This window comes from Serratia grimesii NBRC 13537 (assembly GCF_001590905.1).
GTDB classification, from domain to species: Bacteria; Pseudomonadota; Gammaproteobacteria; order Enterobacterales; family Enterobacteriaceae; genus Serratia; species Serratia grimesii.
In genome coordinates this window covers 81,354-96,879 of sequence record NZ_BCTT01000005.1, presented here as the reverse complement: position 1 = coordinate 96,879, position 15,526 = coordinate 81,354, and the positions used below count along the sequence as shown (strand labels likewise).

Genomic DNA, 15,526 nt, shown 5'->3' with positions numbered 1-15,526 from the left:
AAGATAACCCGTGTTTTTTAAACGTAAAAAAGCCACGGACAAGTCCGTGGCCCAAAATTTAGCCGGGGAATTAGGAGTGCGCGGTCACTTCAGAGCGCGTACAAACCCGGTCATAAATTGCGACCAGCACCAGCATCAACAGCGACGGCGGCAACCATGCCAGTCCCTGATCAGCCAATGGCAGGTGATTGGTCCAATCCGGCAAGAAATGCTGGAAGGTGGACGCTTTCACCGCGTCAAGGATACCAAACAACAGGCTGACTAACATCACCGGCGCGATGATTCGCGGTGCGCTGTTCCACCAACGCAGGGTGAAACTCAGCACCACCAGCACGATACACGGCGGATAAATCGCGGTCAGCACCGGGATAGAGATCTGAATCAGATGGCTCAGGCCCAGGTTTGAAACCAGCATTGAGAACAGCCCCAGGATAAACACCAGCGTCTTATAGGAGAACGGCAGGTACTGGGCGAAGAACTCGGCGCAAGCACAGGTCAGGCCCACCGCTGTTACCATACAGGCGATGAAAATCAACGCTGCCAGGAAGAAGCTGCCCAATCCACCGAAGGTGTTTTGTACATAGGCATGCAGAATCACTGCGCCATTGGTGGCATCAGGAACCAGTACACCGCTACCAGAACCCAGCTTGAACAGGCTCAGGTAAACCAGCGTCAGGCCCACACCGGCGATCAAACCAGCAAGAATGGTATAACGCGTCAGCAGACCGGCATCTTTCACACCACGGGAACGCGCGGCATTAACGATAACGATACCAAACACCAGCGCGCCCAGCGTATCCATAGTCAGATAGCCGTTAACGAAGCCGGTAGAGAACGGAACGTTCTGATAAACCTCAGTCGCCGGAATTGGCGTACCCGCAGGCCAGGCCAGCGCGGCAATGCCGAGCGCACCCAGCGCAACAATTTTCAGTGGTGCCAACACGTGTCCCACGGTATCGAGCAGACGGCCCGGATACAGGGAAATGCCGATCACCAGTGCGAAATACACCAGGCTATAAATAAACAACGGCATGGCACCATCGCCGGTCAGTGGTGCAATACCCACTTCGAAGGAGACGGTCGCGGTGCGCGGCGTGGCAAACAGTGGGCCCACAGCCAGATAGCAGACAGTCGCCAACAGCAGACCCGCGCGACGGCCAATTGGCGTGCTCAGAGCATCAATGCCGCCACCGACACGCGCCAGCGCGATCACCGTCATCACAGGTAGGCCGACGGCAGTAATCAGGAAGCCAATAGCTGCAGTCCAGACGTGCTCACCGGACTGTAAACCGACCATCGGCGGGAAAATGATATTCCCGGCGCCGACGAATAAGGCAAAGGTCATAAAACCTAATGCGATAATATCTTTTGACGTTAAACGATGACTCATACGATGTCGTGTTGCCTGTTCAAATGAAAAAAAGTGCCCGATACGTGGTGGCGTTATGCCCCACCCGGTTGCCGGCTTGCCATTTCATCGCGAGACCAATAAGAGCAGAAAACGCATAACGTCCGGCGCTTTGTCCTTATTCGAAAGTGACCACTCATGATGATGGGCAGAGTTTTAAGAGTTATAAATGGAGGTTTAGTCCGACAACGAGGCCTAAGTTAAACGTTTATAGCGCTGAAAGGCAAGGCGCATGACAAAAAGCAGAGCTATCGACCAGATAATCTTTCAGCACCAGTCGATCATAGTGGCTATCAATAAATATACAATACATGATTTGTATCATTTTTGAGCAAGCATCTCACAAAACGTGAAGTATAAAGCTATTGGTCGCGCGAAAACGCCAATAAACACTCAGTTTCCGCGCGGTATGAACAGGTTTTTGCCCTTAGCAAACCCGCCAAATGGCGCGCATTACGTTTTGTAGCTTATTCCACTGCGTCTGTCGTCAAAAGACCCAGAACGCGGCAGGTTCATCGCCGCACGCGTAGCGCCAAATCATGATAGTTGTTCCTGGGCGCTTATTTTAAGCCCAATGCTAATCGTGTTTTACGCAAGGTATCGGGGGGCAGTGGCAGATAGCCGTCGTGATTAACCAGGTTTTGCCCGGTATCAGACAGCACACGATCGAGGAAGGCAGCGGTCAGCGGCTCCAACGGCTGGTTGGGCGCTTTGTTGATGTAGATATACAGGTAGCGCGACAATGGGTAACTGCCATTGCGTACATTGGTGTCATTGGGGGTGATGTAGTTTTCCCCAGACTCCGCCAACGGCAATAGCCGCACACCACTGGCCCGAAAACCGATGCTGGCGTATCCAATGCTATTTAGTGAACCGGCAACGGCCTGCACTACCGATGCAGAACCGGGCAATTCATTGACGCGCGGCATAAAATCACCGCCGCACAGCGCACGCAATTTGAAATAGCCGTAAGTTCCAGAGGCCGAATTACGCCCAAAACGTTGCAAGGTTCGCTGCTGCCAATCGCCGGTCAATCCCAATTCCCCCCAGCGCGTCAACGGCTGGTTTTCACCACAGCGCAGCGTGGCGGAAAAAATTCGGTCAAGCTGCTGCAGGTTAAGCCCACGCAATGGGTTGTCCTGATGGACCAGCACCACCAGCGCATCGACGGCGACCGGCACGGCCAGCGGCGCATAGCCATAGCGATGCTCGAACGCCGAAACCTCCGCCGCCTTCATCGGTCGGCTCATCGGCCCAAGCTGCGCCGCACCTGCCGCCAGTGCAGTTGGTGCAGTTGAGGACCCCGCGGCCTGGATCTGCAAATTAACGTTGGGATAATGCTGACTGAAATCCTGCGCCCACAGCGCCATGAGATTTGCCAACGTATCTGAACCGACACTCGACAAGTTGCCGGACAGCATGCCGTCCGGCTGCGCCAATGCGCCACGGCTTGCCAGCAGCGCCAGGCAAAGCAGTAGCCCTCGGGTAATTCGGATCATGCCAGCCTCTCGCGCGTTAATTTTTCACCGCATTCTCTGATAAAGCTGCGGGAACAATCAACCGGTTAGGCAAGGTAAAAATGAATCGGGTGCCAATGCCCTGCTCGCTGAGGATCTCCAGACGTGCATCGTGGTGGCTTAATGCATGCTTAACGATCGCCAACCCCAGTCCGCTGCCGCCAGTCTGGCGTGAACGGGCCTTATCAACGCGGTAAAAGCGTTCCGTCAGGCGAGGAATATGCTCAGCAGCGATACCGGGACCGTTATCACTGACCTGGAACTGCGCGCCGTTTGGCGTTTGTTGCCAGCTCACCTCAATATTGGTGCCCTTTGGCGTGTGATTTACCGCGTTATACACCAGGTTGGATACCGCACTGCGCAACTGGTCATCGTTGCCAAAGACCTTAAGCTGTTCGTTCACCCGGAAAGTAATCTCATGATTACCGCCGCTCAGTGACTGCGCTTCACGTTGCAACACACGTAGCATCAACGGAATATCGACCCGTTCGTTCATTTCGACATTTGGGGCGGCTTCAATACGCGACAATGTCAGCAACTGCTTGACCAGCCCATCCATGCGCCGTGTCTGTTCCTGCATGGTGCCCAATGCCTTGCCACGTAACGAACCGTCCAGCTCTTCGTCGCTCATCATTTCCAGGTAACCCTGCAATACCGTCAGCGGAGTACGCAACTCGTGACTGACGTTAGCGAAGAAATTACGGCGTGCCCCTTCCAGCTGGCGCATTTGCGTAACGTCACGCGCAACCATCAACAACTGCCCTTCTGAATAGGGCATCACGCGGAATTCAACATAATGCTCATTGTTCAACTGCAGCGTTAACGGTCGAGAGAACTCTTGCTGTTGCAGATAGTGGCTGAATTCCGGATAACGCAGCAGGTTTAGGATGTGTTGGCCGTTATCCTCTGGCCAACGGAAACCCAGCAGATGCTGCGCCAAACCGTTACACCAGAAGATGTTACCTTCAACGGTGGTCATCACTACCGCATCGGGCAGTGACTCCGCACCGCTGCGGAAGCGTTTGATCAACAACGCCAGTTCACGACGTCGACGACGGTTACGCTGTTGCATCTGGTATAAGCCGTAAAACAGCGGCTCCCAGCTCCAGCGCCCAGGTGGCGGTGTCATGCTGCGGTCGACCCACAGCCAGTGAGAAAGTTTAAGTTGGTTGTAGAAGTTCCATACCAGCGCAGCCAGCACGGAGGCCAGCAGCAACCAAGGCAGATAACCGAAAATCAGCCCCAGCAATAAGGCAGGCAAGCAGAAAAGGGCCAGCTCCAGGGCCAGCCTCTTCCAGGATAGACGTTCTAACACGGCATATTCTCCAGCGCGGCGCGATCAGTAGCGCGTTGAGAATCGGTAGCCTGTGCCCCGAACGGTTTGAACCATTTTGTCATGACCACTGGTCTCTAACGCCTTACGGAGTCGGCGGATATGCACATCAACGGTGCGGTCTTCCACATAAACGTTAGTGCCCCAAACGTGATTAAGCAACTGTTCGCGGCTATAAACTCGCTCTGGGTGGGTCATAAAGAAGTGCAACAGTTTGAACTCGGTCGGCCCCATATCCAGCGCCTGCTCGTTGGCCATCACCCGGTGTGAAGAAGGATCCAGACTCAGCCCTTGCATTTCAATCACTTCTTCCACCGCCATCGGTGAAATACGGCGCATTACCGCCTTGATACGCGCTACCAGCTCCTTCGGTGAGAAGGGTTTGGTAATATAATCGTCAGCCCCAACTTCCAGGCCGCGTACCCGATCTTCTTCTTCACCACGAGCGGTCAACATCATCACCGGAATATCGCGGGTCAGTGCTTCACGCTTCATATGTTTAATAAACTGAATGCCGGAACCTCCGGGTAACATCCAGTCGAGCAACACTAAATCAGGGAACGGCTCAGACAGGCGCGTCACTGCGCTGTCATAATCCTCAGCTTCCAACGGTTGGTAACCATTCTGTTCCAACACAAAGCACACCATCTCACGGATCGGCGCTTCGTCTTCCACCACCAGTATGCGTCTTGCCATCGTCAATCCTGCCAATGTGTTAGCGATCTATTAGGCTGTGTCCCGCCATTGCTCGTGAGCACCGCTGGCGGTCATTTAAGCGTGAAGCAAGGCGCAAACCGCGAGGTTTGGTGGCGCCAAATAAGCGGTGAGCAACACAGCAACACGCTTAAATGGCTCCAGCCCGAAGGGGCGCGCCTCAAAAACTCGCTGCCTGCGTTGTCGGGTTCGAACATAATCCCGCTATGTCCCCTCCTCTGCCTTGACAGCATGCTTTTGGGTCTGCGCCGGCGCCACGACCAATGGCGGGGCACAGCCTCATTGCGGCGCCATTATGCGTCAGTTTTGTGACACTTTTATGAAAAAAACGGGCTGTTATAGGCAGTAAGCATAGCGATTATTTCCAACGTCAAAGAAAAATCATTCAGTTGTCATAATGATTCCGTCACGACAGCGGCCACAGTGCCCTTTATAATCACCGCCATTACCTTATCGCCCCGGGAGTGTCATGCGCCTGATCCACACCTCTGACTGGCATCTTGGCCAGTACTTTTTTACCAAAAGCCGTGCCGCCGAGCACCAGGCTTTTCTGCGCTGGCTGATCGCCCAAATCGAGCAACATCAGGTGGATGCACTGATCGTCGCCGGGGACCTGTTCGATACCGGCTCCCCACCCAGCTATGCCCGCGAACTGTACAACCGCTTCGTGGTGGAGCTACAGCACACCGGCTGTCAATTGGTGGTACTGGGGGGTAACCATGACTCAGTGGCAACCTTAAATGAATCGCGTGAATTGCTGTCTTGCCTGAATACGACCGTGATCGCCAACGCGCAGACTGAAACCGAACAGCAAATCGTGGTCCTGAATCAACGCGACGGCCAACCGGGTGCCGTACTGTGCGCCATCCCGTTCCTACGCCCGCGAGATCTGCTCACCAGCCGTGCCGGTGAATCAGGCGTACAAAAACAGCAGGCGCTGCAAGAAGCCATCGCAGAACATTACCAGACGCTCTATCACGCAGCCTGTGCACGCCGCGATGCACTCGGTCTGGCACTGCCTATCGTTGCCACGGGCCACCTGACGACCGTTGGTGTCACCACCTCCGATTCCGTACGCGATATCTATATTGGTACGTTGGACGCCTTCCCGGCCCAAGCTTTTCCGCCAGCCGACTACATCGCATTGGGGCATATTCACCGTGCGCAGAACGTCGCGAAATCCGAGCATATTCGCTATAGCGGCTCGCCGATCCCGCTCAGCTTCGACGAATTGGGCAAAGCAAAAAGCGTCTTTATGGTGGACTTCGCCGCAGGCGCCCTGCAACAGGTCAACGCGTTGGACATTCCCAGCTTTCAGCCGATGCAGCTTATTAAGGGCGATTTGGCGCAGATAGAGCAACAATTGCAGCAGTTTGCCGATTATAAAGGCGAGTTGCCAGTGTGGTTAGATATCGAAGTCGCGACACAGGATTATCTCAGCGACATTCAGCGCCGTATCCAGTTACTGGCCGATCAACTGCCGGTGGAGGTGGTGTTACTGCGCCGCAGTAAAGAGCAGCGGCGTCAGGCCATTGAACAGCAGGACAAAGAAACGCTCAACGAACTGAGCGTCAATGAGGTCTTCGAGCGACGGCTGGCACAAGAGCCTGAAATGGACGAAGAACGTCGGCAACGCATGAACCAGATGTTCCAGCAGGTGGTCGAGTCGGTGCAGCAGAACGACCAGGAGCCGAGCCAATGAAAATCCTCAGCCTGAGATTAAAAAACCTCAACTCACTACAGGGTGAATGGAAGATAGACTTCACCGCCGAGCCCTTTGCCAGCAATGGGCTGTTCGCCATCACCGGACCCACCGGTGCAGGTAAAACTACCCTGTTGGACGCCATTTGTCTGGCGCTGTACCACCAAACACCGCGCCTCAACGTCACACCGAGCCAAAACGAACTGATGACGCGTCACACAGCCGAGTCGCTGGCAGAGGTCGAGTTTGAGGTTAAGGGCGTCGGCTACCGCGCCTTCTGGAGCCAGCGACGCGCCAAAAATGCGCCAGACGGTAATCTGCAGGCACCTAAAGTAGAGCTGGCACTGCGTGAGGATGGCAAGATCCTGGCGGACAAAGTACGCGACAAGCTGGATCTTACCGCCGCTATTACCGGGCTGGATTTCGGGCGCTTTACCAAATCGATGATGCTGTCTCAGGGCCAGTTCGCCGCTTTCCTCAATGCTGACGCCAATGACCGTGCCGAGCTACTGGAAGAGTTAACCGGCACCGAGATCTACGGTCAGCTTTCTGAGCGGGTTTTCGAACAACACAAACAGGCCAAGATCGAACTGGACGCGCTGCATCAACGTGCCAGTGGTATTGAACTGCTGAATGATGAACAACGACAACAACTGGAAAACCAGTTAGTTGAATTAGGGGCACAAGAAAGCACCCTCAGCGGGCAAGCCCGCCAGCAGCAGCAAGCGTTGAACTGGTTGCAGTTTTGGCTACAAACGCAGCAAAAACAGCAGGAATATCAACGCCAGCTGAATGCTGTGGAGCTGGAGCAAACCGCGGCAGAACCGCAACTACAGCAACTGGCACGCAGCGAACCGGCAGAAAAACTGCGGCCACGGCTTAACGAACGTAACCGCTGCCGCAGCGATCAACAGGCATTGCAACAACAAATCACCCTGTTAACACAGCAGCAGACGCAACAACTGGCTCAAATGGAACCGTTGCATCAGGCGATGGAAAAAGCGCGTACCCAGTTGCAAGCGCATGTCGAACAGCAACAAACACAGCAGCGGCTGATTGACGAGCAAATCGTTCCACTTGATAACCAGATCGCCCAGTTGCAAAAAACACAGGCGGAACGGCAACACGCGTTCGATACCGCGGTACAGCAATGTACGAAACAAAAAGCGGACCTGGAACAACTCGACATTCAGCGTACCCAGTTGACCGCACAGGCCGGGCAACACCAGGAAAAGCTTAACGTTCTCACTGCCGCACTGACGACGCAGCAACAACAGCAACATACGCTGGAAATGCAGGCACCTCTGGCAGCACTGCGCCAGCGTCAGACTGAGTTGGCCGATCTGCGCCCCGTGCGGCAACAGCTTTTCAGCCTGTCATCACTGTCACAACAAATCGTCAAACGGCTGACACAGCAACGGCAAGAACTACGTGCAGGCCAGAGCGAACTGACCCAGTTGGAACCACAGCTGGAACTCGCCCGTCAACAATATAAACAACAGAAAGCCCATCAAACCGACGTTGAAAAAACAGTAGAGCTGGAAAAACGGATCGTGGGGTTGGAAGCCGAGCGAGCGCGTCTGCAACCCGGTGAGCCTTGCCCATTGTGCGGCTCAAATGCACATCCGGCAGTTGAGCAATACCAAGCGGTAAAGCTGTCAGAAACCGAAAAACGTCTGGAAGAAATGAAAATCCAGACCGAAGCATTACAAAAGAAAGGCGTCGAATTGCGGGCGCGTTACGATAGCCTGCAACAACAGTTACAGCGCCAACAGCAGACCATTGCACACGATGAACAGCAATTAGCTGAACATCTGCAAAATTGGCAACGTTTGACGGCGCCGCTGGCATTTGATTTTGGCTTGCAGGATACCGAACGTCTGCATGACTGGTTGAACGACTGCGAACAACAAGAGCGCGAAGGCCAGCAGCGTCTGACGCAGCACGAACAGGCGGCACTGGCGGTGCAGCAAGCCAAGGATGCGCTGGCCGTACTACAGGTGCAGCAGCAGCAAGCGCAACAGGAAAAAGCGCGCCTGGATGAGCGTTTCACCTTACTGGAGAAAAGCTACGCCGACGCTCAATTGCAGCAACAACACTTGTACCAACAGTGGCAACAAGGCGAAAACACGCTTGGTGAACAACGTGCGCAACGACTGGCATTGTTTGGCGAACAACAGGTCGTACAAGTTCGCGAGCAGCTACGCGCTCAACAAACGGCCTTTGAGCAGGCCAGCCATCAGGCAGCAGAACAGTGGCAAAAGGCACAGGAACAACGCGATCGTCTGAGCGGCCAACTTGCCGGATTGCAGCAACAGCTATTGCAACAAACCGAGCGACTGCAACAGGCAGAACAAGACTGGTTGCAGGCACTCACCGCCAGTGAATTCAGTGACGAAGCCGCGTTCAGTGCCGCATTGCTGGATGATGCCCAACGCCAACAGTTGCAACACTGCAAAGAACAATTACAACGGCGACACGTTGAAGCCCGTGCACTATTGGCACAGGCCGTTGACAGCCTGCAACAACACCAACAACAGCGCCCAGAAGGGCTGGATGAAACTCAGGCCGATCCTCACATCCTGAGCCAGAGTCTGGAAACACTGGCACAACAGTTAAAAACCTTGCAGCTACAACAGGGTGAAGTGCGTAATCAGTTAGAAAGTGACGCCATGCGTCGCATCAATCAACAGTCGCTGTTTGCGCAAATCAGCCAAAGCCAGCAGCAGTACGACGACTGGAGCTATCTCAATCAGTTAATTGGCTCCAAAGAGGGTGATAAATTCCGTAAGTTTGCTCAGGGATTAACCCTTGATCACCTGGTATATCTGGCCAATAACCAACTTGGCCGGCTGCATGGACGCTATTTGCTGCAACGTAAAACCAGCGACGCGCTGGAACTGCTGGTGGTGGATACCTGGCAAGCAGATGCATTACGCGACACTCGTACACTATCCGGCGGCGAAAGTTTCCTGGTGAGTCTGGCACTGGCACTGGCGCTGTCTGATCTCGTCAGCCACAAGACCAGTATCGATTCGCTGTTCCTCGACGAGGGTTTCGGCACGCTGGATGCAGAAACCCTCGATACTGCGCTGGATGCCTTAGACAGCCTGAATGCCTCTGGGAAAACCATTGGCGTGATCAGTCACGTTGAAGCGATGAAAGAACGTATTCCGGTGCAGATTAAAGTGAAAAAGGTTAACGGGCTTGGCATCAGCCGGCTGGAATCGCAGTTCCGATTAGAATAATCCGAGGTTACTGGCAGGCAACAGAGGATAAATGTGACCACGGCGGCAGTCCGCGCTGAAAAGCATTGAGCCGCCGAGGACAAGCGTTATCATGCTATTAATAACAGGATTGTTACTGTATGCCCGCCGCTTTTTAAGCCACCGCTTAAAATACCGAGGGTAGAGATATCTCAATACAGGCAAAACCTGACGCACAGGATCGCTCCCGTGCGTCAGGTTTTTTCGTTTTCAGCGCGCTGAAACATCCGGGAATAGCCATGAAGATCGCAAAAATACTCAATAATAACGTGGTGATTACGCTGGACGACCGTCAGGAAGAGACTGTCGTGATGGGAAAAGGCATTGGTTTTAAAAAGAAAGCTGGAGATCTGCTGGACGAAAGTTTGATCGAGAAGATCTTCACGCTGAACGGCAGCGAAATGGCTGAGCGTTTTAAAACGCTATTGTCAGAGATCCCATTGGCTTGTGTAACCACCGCCGACAAAATCATCACCCTCGCCCGCCAACGTCTTCCAGGCAAGCTGCACAACATCGTCTACATCACACTGACCGATCACATCCACTTTGCGTTACAACGCCATGCACAGGGGCTGGACATTAAAAACGTGCTGCTGTGGGAAATCAAAAAACTCTACCCGGGCGAATTTGCCGTCGGGCTAGAGGCGTTGGCGCTAATCGCCCAACGGCTGGGCACCACCCTGCCGGAAGACGAAGCAGGATTTATCGCCCTGCATCTGGTCAACGCGCAGTTGAATGATGAGATGCACAACACCCTGCATATCACCCGCGTGATGCAGGAGATCCTCAACATCGTCAAATACCACTTTCGTTTTGACTATAACGAAGAAGCCCTGAGTTATCATCGCTTTGTCACCCATCTCAAGTTTTTCGCACAGCGCCTGCTAGGGAAAAACTACGTCGACAGCGATGATGATTCGCTCTATCTGGTGGTGAAAGAGAAATACCGTGAGTCCTTCGCCTGCGCGGGGAAAATCAACCAACACATAGAAAAAAACTACCAGCATCAGTTAACCAGTGAAGAGATGATGTTTCTGACTATACATATCGAACGGGTGCGTAGCGAAAGCGAAGTGAAATAGCGTTAGAAAAATTTCGGCGTCTATTTTTGTGCAGAGCATTGACGAAAGCGCGGGCAAGCCCGCGCTTTTTTGCAACAGTTACTGCTGCGGCCACAACCAGGCTGCACCGCGAACACCGCTGGAGTCCCCATGCACGGCTTTGCGGATCGGGGTTTCACATTCGCCACCGAATACCCAAGACTTCACCAACTGTGGCACATGCTGATACAAACGGTCCACGTTGCTCATACCACCGCCCAGCACCACCACGTCAGGATCAAAAATATTGATCACATGCGCCAGCGATTTCGACAGCCGCAGTTCATAACGGCTGATAGCTTGCTCCGCCAAAGCATCGCCTTGCGCCACCAGCGTCATAATCTCATGCCCTTTTAGCGGGTTGCCACTCAGGCGTGCGTAGTCAGTGGCAAAACCCGTACCAGAAATAAAGGTCTCGATACAGCCTTGTTTGCCACAGTAGCAGGGGACCTCTGCACGAAAACGCAGTTCGTCATCGTCCAGCCACGGCAGCGGGTTATGTCCCCATTCGCCAGAGATACCGTTACCGCCTGAGTGCGCCTGACCGTTGATTGCCACCCCTGCACCACAGCCGGTGCCAATAATCACCGCAAACACCGTTTGTTTGCCGGCGGCTGCGCCATCGGTAGCTTCAGAAACCGCCAGGCAGTTAGCGTCGTTTGCGATACGCACTTCGCGTGCCAGCATTCTTGATAAATCTTTATCCAGAGGCTGGCCATTAAGCCACACCGAATTGGCATTTTTTACCAGACCGGTATAGGGCGACAATGTGCCGGGAATACCGACACCAACGGACCCCTGTTGGCCGGTATTCTCTTCCGCCAGCATCACCAGACCGGTAATGGCATCCAGCGTTTGCTGATAGTCATGACGCGGCGTGGCAATACGATGACGGAACAGCTCCTGCCCATCGTTGGCCAACGCGATTACTTCAATTTTGGTGCCACCCAGGTCGATACCAATGCGCACGATTTTTCTCCTCAATGCACCACAACGTTGCCACAGCCTAATATATTCAGTTGCCAGGATCACTCAATGACCGTCGAGTGTGACGGTGATGGCAATTTCCACATCCGAACACGTCCGTCTGCCGCTTATTAATTAGCCATCGGGTACACTGCACTTAAGCAGTTAACCTATTGATAACATTTTCCGCATAATATAATCCGGAGAGCAGCGATGAAACCTGCCATATTGATCGTCGATGACGATCCCGCTATCTGTGACGTGCTTTGCGACGTACTCAATGAACACGTGTTTACCGTCCATGTCTGCCACCGTGGCAGTGAGGCGTTAACCTTAATCAACCAGCAGCCGGATATTGCATTGGTACTGCTCGATATGATCCTGCCGGACACCAATGGCTTGCTGGTACTACAACAGATCCATCGCCTGCGACCGGATCTACCGGTAGTGATGCTGACGGGGCTCGGTTCCGAGTCCGATGTGGTGGTCGGTCTGGAAATGGGCGCCGACGACTACATCGCCAAACCCTTCAACCCACGCGTGGTCGTTGCCCGCGCCAAAGCCGTATTACGTCGTACCGGCGCACTGGCGCTGGAACCGGCTCCCCTTTCCCCCAGTAAACCCGAAGGCTGGCAGTTTAATGGTTGGTGCCTGGACACGAGCCGTTGCACATTGCATAACCCACAGCGACAACCGGTTGATCTCACCCAGGGCGAATACGGCTTGTTGCTGGCGTTGGTGCAACATGCGCGTAAAGTGCTGACCCGCGATCGTCTGCTGGAACTCACCCACAGCGAAACGCTGGAGGTGTTCGATCGTACCATCGACGTATTGATCATGCGGCTACGGCGTAAGATCGAAAACAATCCACATCAGCCCGAACTGATCCGCACCATTCGCGGACTGGGTTATGTCTTTGCTGCTGACGTCAGCCAGCCAGTGGCTGTCGCCTGATGTAATCCAGCAATTCCGGCAACGGTTGTGCGCCATCAATCGCGTTGGCGCATAAGAGGTTGAAACGCGCGCAGGCATGCGCTAGCTGCAACGTCTCCACCAAAGACCAGTCTTCATGGCTGGCGTATAACACTCCGGCACAGAAGGCATCCCCAGCACCAACGCTTCCGACGATCTCGGCTTCACTCACAGACCACGACGGCTGCCAACGTGCTTCACCCGACGTTTCCAGCCCGTAGGCACCTTCAGGGCAGTGGATCACCACTCTTCGCCGCACGCCGGACTGCAATAATTGTTCTGCGGCCTGCGCCATCAACGGCTGTTGCAACCTATTATCGGCCCCACGCAGCGCCAGTCCGGTAAACTCACCGGCCTCCAGTTCGTTGATCACCAGATAATCCAGCCAGCGCAAAGCCGGTAATACCAAGGGCCGATAACGTGGATCACCCTGGCGCGACACTAAATCTAATGAAGTTTGGTATCCACGCTGCTGCATTTGTGCCAAAAGACGTGCGCTGCGCGTGCCGAACTCCTCATCTGGGCGATCAAGGCTGTCGAGCAGCAGCAGATAACCCAGATGGAAAATTTTATGCTCGGTGTCCAAAGCGTCAAAATGGGCCAGATCCAGCAGCCGATTGGCACCGAGCGCATGAAAAAACGTCCGCTGCCCACCCGGTTCAGTCATCACTTGTGACATTGACGTTATTGCCACCTCGCTGCGCTGTACGAAACGGCTGTCGACCCGATGCTGCGTCAGCATCTGCAAAATGTAGTCACCATCGGCGTCGCAACCGATCAGCCCAAGCGCCGCCAGCGGTAAACCGGTTTCCATACGCGCCAGCGTCAACAACACATTAAGTGGCGCGCCGCCGGTGGCACGCTGACTGTGTTCAATTTCCACCAGCCAGCCCGGCTGTGGCCAGTGGGCAATTTGATGTACATGATCCACCAGCATGTTGCCCGCCGAAACAATGCCGCGGCGAGTCATCACAGACGCCCGGCACTGCCGAAAATATGCATTTGCTGTTGCACCACTTCACTGATCGACTGTTCCACCGCTAATAACACTTCGGCAAACTCATCGTAAATCGCGTGACGTTGCGTTATCCGCTGCTCAACCGCCCCCAGCGCGGCTTGTGACATACCCGTGTAGAAATTAATTTTGTGAATACCCAGGCCAATCGCCCGTTTAAAATCAGCATCGCTGATGCCAGAACCGCCGTGCAGCACCAACGGAATCCCTGCCTGCTGTTGGATAGCTGCCAATCGCTCAAAATCGAGCTTCGGCTCGCCTTTGTATTTGCCGTGAGCATTGCCAATCGCCACCGCCAACGCATCAATACCGGTAAATTCGACAAATTCGCGCGCCCGCTGCGGATCGGTAAATTTATTGCTGTCGGCTTCGCCGTACAGCGCGCCGCCTTCGTCACCGCCGACCGCACCCAGCTCAGCCTCTACCGAAACGCCGACCGCATGGCACATGCGAACCACTTCCTGCGTCTGACGCACGTTCTCTTCGTAGCTCAAACCGGATCCGTCAAACATCACTGAGCTGAACCCCAGCCGCAACGCCTGCACCACCGCGTCGAAATGCAGGCCATGATCAAGATTCAACACCACAGGGATATCATGCTGTGCCACTTCACTTTTAATTGCCGCCACCAAAGACTCCAGTGAGACATATTTAAAGTGCACTTCTGCAATATTGATAATAAAAGGTGACCGAGCCGCCTGCGCTGCCGCAAACAGCGCCCGCAGGAAGTGACTGTCGAGAACATTGAACGCGCCTAACGCATAGCCCTGTTGACGCGCATGTGCCAGCCCCTGTGCCAATGAAATCAATGCCATGGTGGTTCTCCTTAATCGATAAAGCGCAAGTATTCGTTACACAACAACCACTGCGGTGGCTGATCTTCCTCGATCTGGCTAAAACGCCTGAGCGGTGTCAGGAAACGGTTGTCATTGTCGTCATCGTTTACCGTCGATACTTCCCCTACCAGCACGTCGCCGAAGCCCTCTTCCCCCCAAAAACTGTGGTAGATACCCGGCGTCAGGCAAATGCTTTCTCCCGGTGCCAGCCGCAGCCGTGAACCGGCTGCGTGGGTCTGTTTGCAGCCGTCCAACGTTACGGTCACAGCGCTCTCAGCCAACGCTTCCTGCGAGTCCGCATTGTGTAACTCAACGATTAGGTTGCCGCCGCCACGGTTGATGATGTCTTCCCGCTTACGCCAGTGAAAATGCATCGGCGTTACCTGTGCTTCACGGCAATGCATGATCTTCTCCGCATAGCATTTGGCGTAGGGTTGCCCACCGGGTGAGCCATTGCGCAAGGTAAACAACGTGAGTCCCTGGCGGGCAAAATCATCGCCGCCGAACGCTGTGACATCCCAACCCAACTTCAGGTCAAACACCTCTTGCCACGGTTGGTGATCAAGCTGCCGCCAAACGGCGGGGCTGAAATGGGCAAAAGGTGGCAACTGAACGTCAAAACGGGCAAAAAAGTGCTGGGTTTGCTGCAGAATTTGGTTCACGGCGGAACGGTTCATGGTACCTCCGGAAGCGATGA

At 54.3% G+C, this 15,526-nt stretch carries 12 protein-coding genes; 4 read left to right on the top strand and 8 right to left on the bottom strand.

Annotated features, from left to right (window positions below; genetic code table 11):
- Positions 1 to 70: 70 nt before the first annotated feature.
- The 4 genes from brnQ to phoB form a co-directional block, all read right to left on the bottom strand.
- Entirely contained in the window at positions 71 to 1,390 is a 1,320-nt protein-coding gene (gene brnQ / locus SGR01S_RS05290) for a branched-chain amino acid transport system II carrier protein (protein ID WP_037425978.1), read from the bottom strand.
- A 578-nt stretch (positions 1,391 to 1,968) separates the two neighbouring features.
- Complete coding sequence (locus SGR01S_RS05285) at positions 1,969 to 2,907, bottom strand: PstS family phosphate ABC transporter substrate-binding protein (RefSeq protein WP_037425990.1); 939 nt, start codon at positions 2,905 to 2,907, stop codon at positions 1,969 to 1,971.
- 16 nt (positions 2,908 to 2,923) lie between these two features.
- Complete coding sequence (gene phoR / locus SGR01S_RS05280) at positions 2,924 to 4,240, bottom strand: phosphate regulon sensor histidine kinase PhoR (protein WP_046374371.1); 1,317 nt, start codon at positions 4,238 to 4,240, stop codon at positions 2,924 to 2,926.
- 24 nt (positions 4,241 to 4,264) lie between these two features.
- Positions 4,265 to 4,954: a phosphate response regulator transcription factor PhoB gene (gene phoB / locus SGR01S_RS05275; RefSeq protein WP_020825449.1), complete on the bottom strand. Its 690-nt coding sequence runs from the start codon at positions 4,952 to 4,954 to the stop codon at positions 4,265 to 4,267.
- A gap of 487 nt (positions 4,955 to 5,441) precedes the next feature.
- On the opposite strand from phoB, the gene sbcD reads away from it, so the two are divergent.
- The 3 genes from sbcD (at position 5,442) to licT (ending at position 11,022) form a co-directional block, all read left to right on the top strand.
- Positions 5,442 to 6,674 carry an exonuclease subunit SbcD gene (sbcD, locus tag SGR01S_RS05270; RefSeq protein WP_061806773.1) on the top strand — a complete coding sequence of 411 codons (1,233 nt, stop codon included), beginning with the start codon at positions 5,442 to 5,444 and terminating at the stop codon, positions 6,672 to 6,674.
- A complete protein-coding gene (sbcC, locus tag SGR01S_RS05265) occupies positions 6,671 to 9,922 on the top strand; it encodes an exonuclease subunit SbcC (RefSeq protein WP_061806772.1) in 3,252 nt (1,083 codons plus the stop codon). Before sbcD ends, sbcC begins: the two co-directional genes overlap by 4 nt.
- Before the next feature lie 257 nt (positions 9,923 to 10,179).
- Positions 10,180 to 11,022, top strand: a complete 843-nt coding sequence (gene licT, locus SGR01S_RS05260; protein ID WP_061806771.1) for a BglG family transcription antiterminator LicT — start codon at positions 10,180 to 10,182, stop codon at positions 11,020 to 11,022.
- A 78-nt stretch (positions 11,023 to 11,100) separates the two neighbouring features.
- Here licT and mak read toward each other — a convergent pair whose 3' ends face one another.
- The gene (gene mak / locus SGR01S_RS05255; protein ID WP_061806770.1) at positions 11,101 to 12,009 is read right to left on the bottom strand and encodes a fructokinase; all 909 of its coding nucleotides are present in this window, start codon (positions 12,007 to 12,009) and stop codon (positions 11,101 to 11,103) included.
- A gap of 210 nt (positions 12,010 to 12,219) precedes the next feature.
- On the opposite strand from mak, the gene SGR01S_RS05250 reads away from it, so the two are divergent.
- A complete protein-coding gene (locus tag SGR01S_RS05250) occupies positions 12,220 to 12,960 on the top strand; it encodes a response regulator (RefSeq protein WP_061806769.1) in 741 nt (246 codons plus the stop codon).
- On the opposite strand, the gene SGR01S_RS05245 is transcribed toward SGR01S_RS05250, so the two are convergent.
- The 3 genes from SGR01S_RS05245 to SGR01S_RS05235 are packed head-to-tail and all read right to left on the bottom strand — an operon-like array spanning position 12,935 to position 15,506.
- Entirely contained in the window at positions 12,935 to 13,948 is a 1,014-nt protein-coding gene (locus tag SGR01S_RS05245) for a carbohydrate kinase family protein (RefSeq protein ID WP_061806768.1), read from the bottom strand. The genes SGR01S_RS05250 and SGR01S_RS05245 overlap by 26 nt on opposite strands.
- Positions 13,948 to 14,808, bottom strand: a complete 861-nt coding sequence (locus SGR01S_RS05240; protein ID WP_061806767.1) for a ketose 1,6-bisphosphate aldolase — start codon at positions 14,806 to 14,808, stop codon at positions 13,948 to 13,950. The genes SGR01S_RS05245 and SGR01S_RS05240 overlap by 1 nt, the downstream gene beginning before the upstream one ends.
- An 11-nt stretch (positions 14,809 to 14,819) precedes the next feature.
- The gene (locus SGR01S_RS05235; RefSeq protein ID WP_061806766.1) at positions 14,820 to 15,506 is read right to left on the bottom strand and encodes a D-lyxose/D-mannose isomerase; all 687 of its coding nucleotides are present in this window, start codon (positions 15,504 to 15,506) and stop codon (positions 14,820 to 14,822) included.
- Between the last annotated feature and the right edge of the window lie 20 nt (positions 15,507 to 15,526).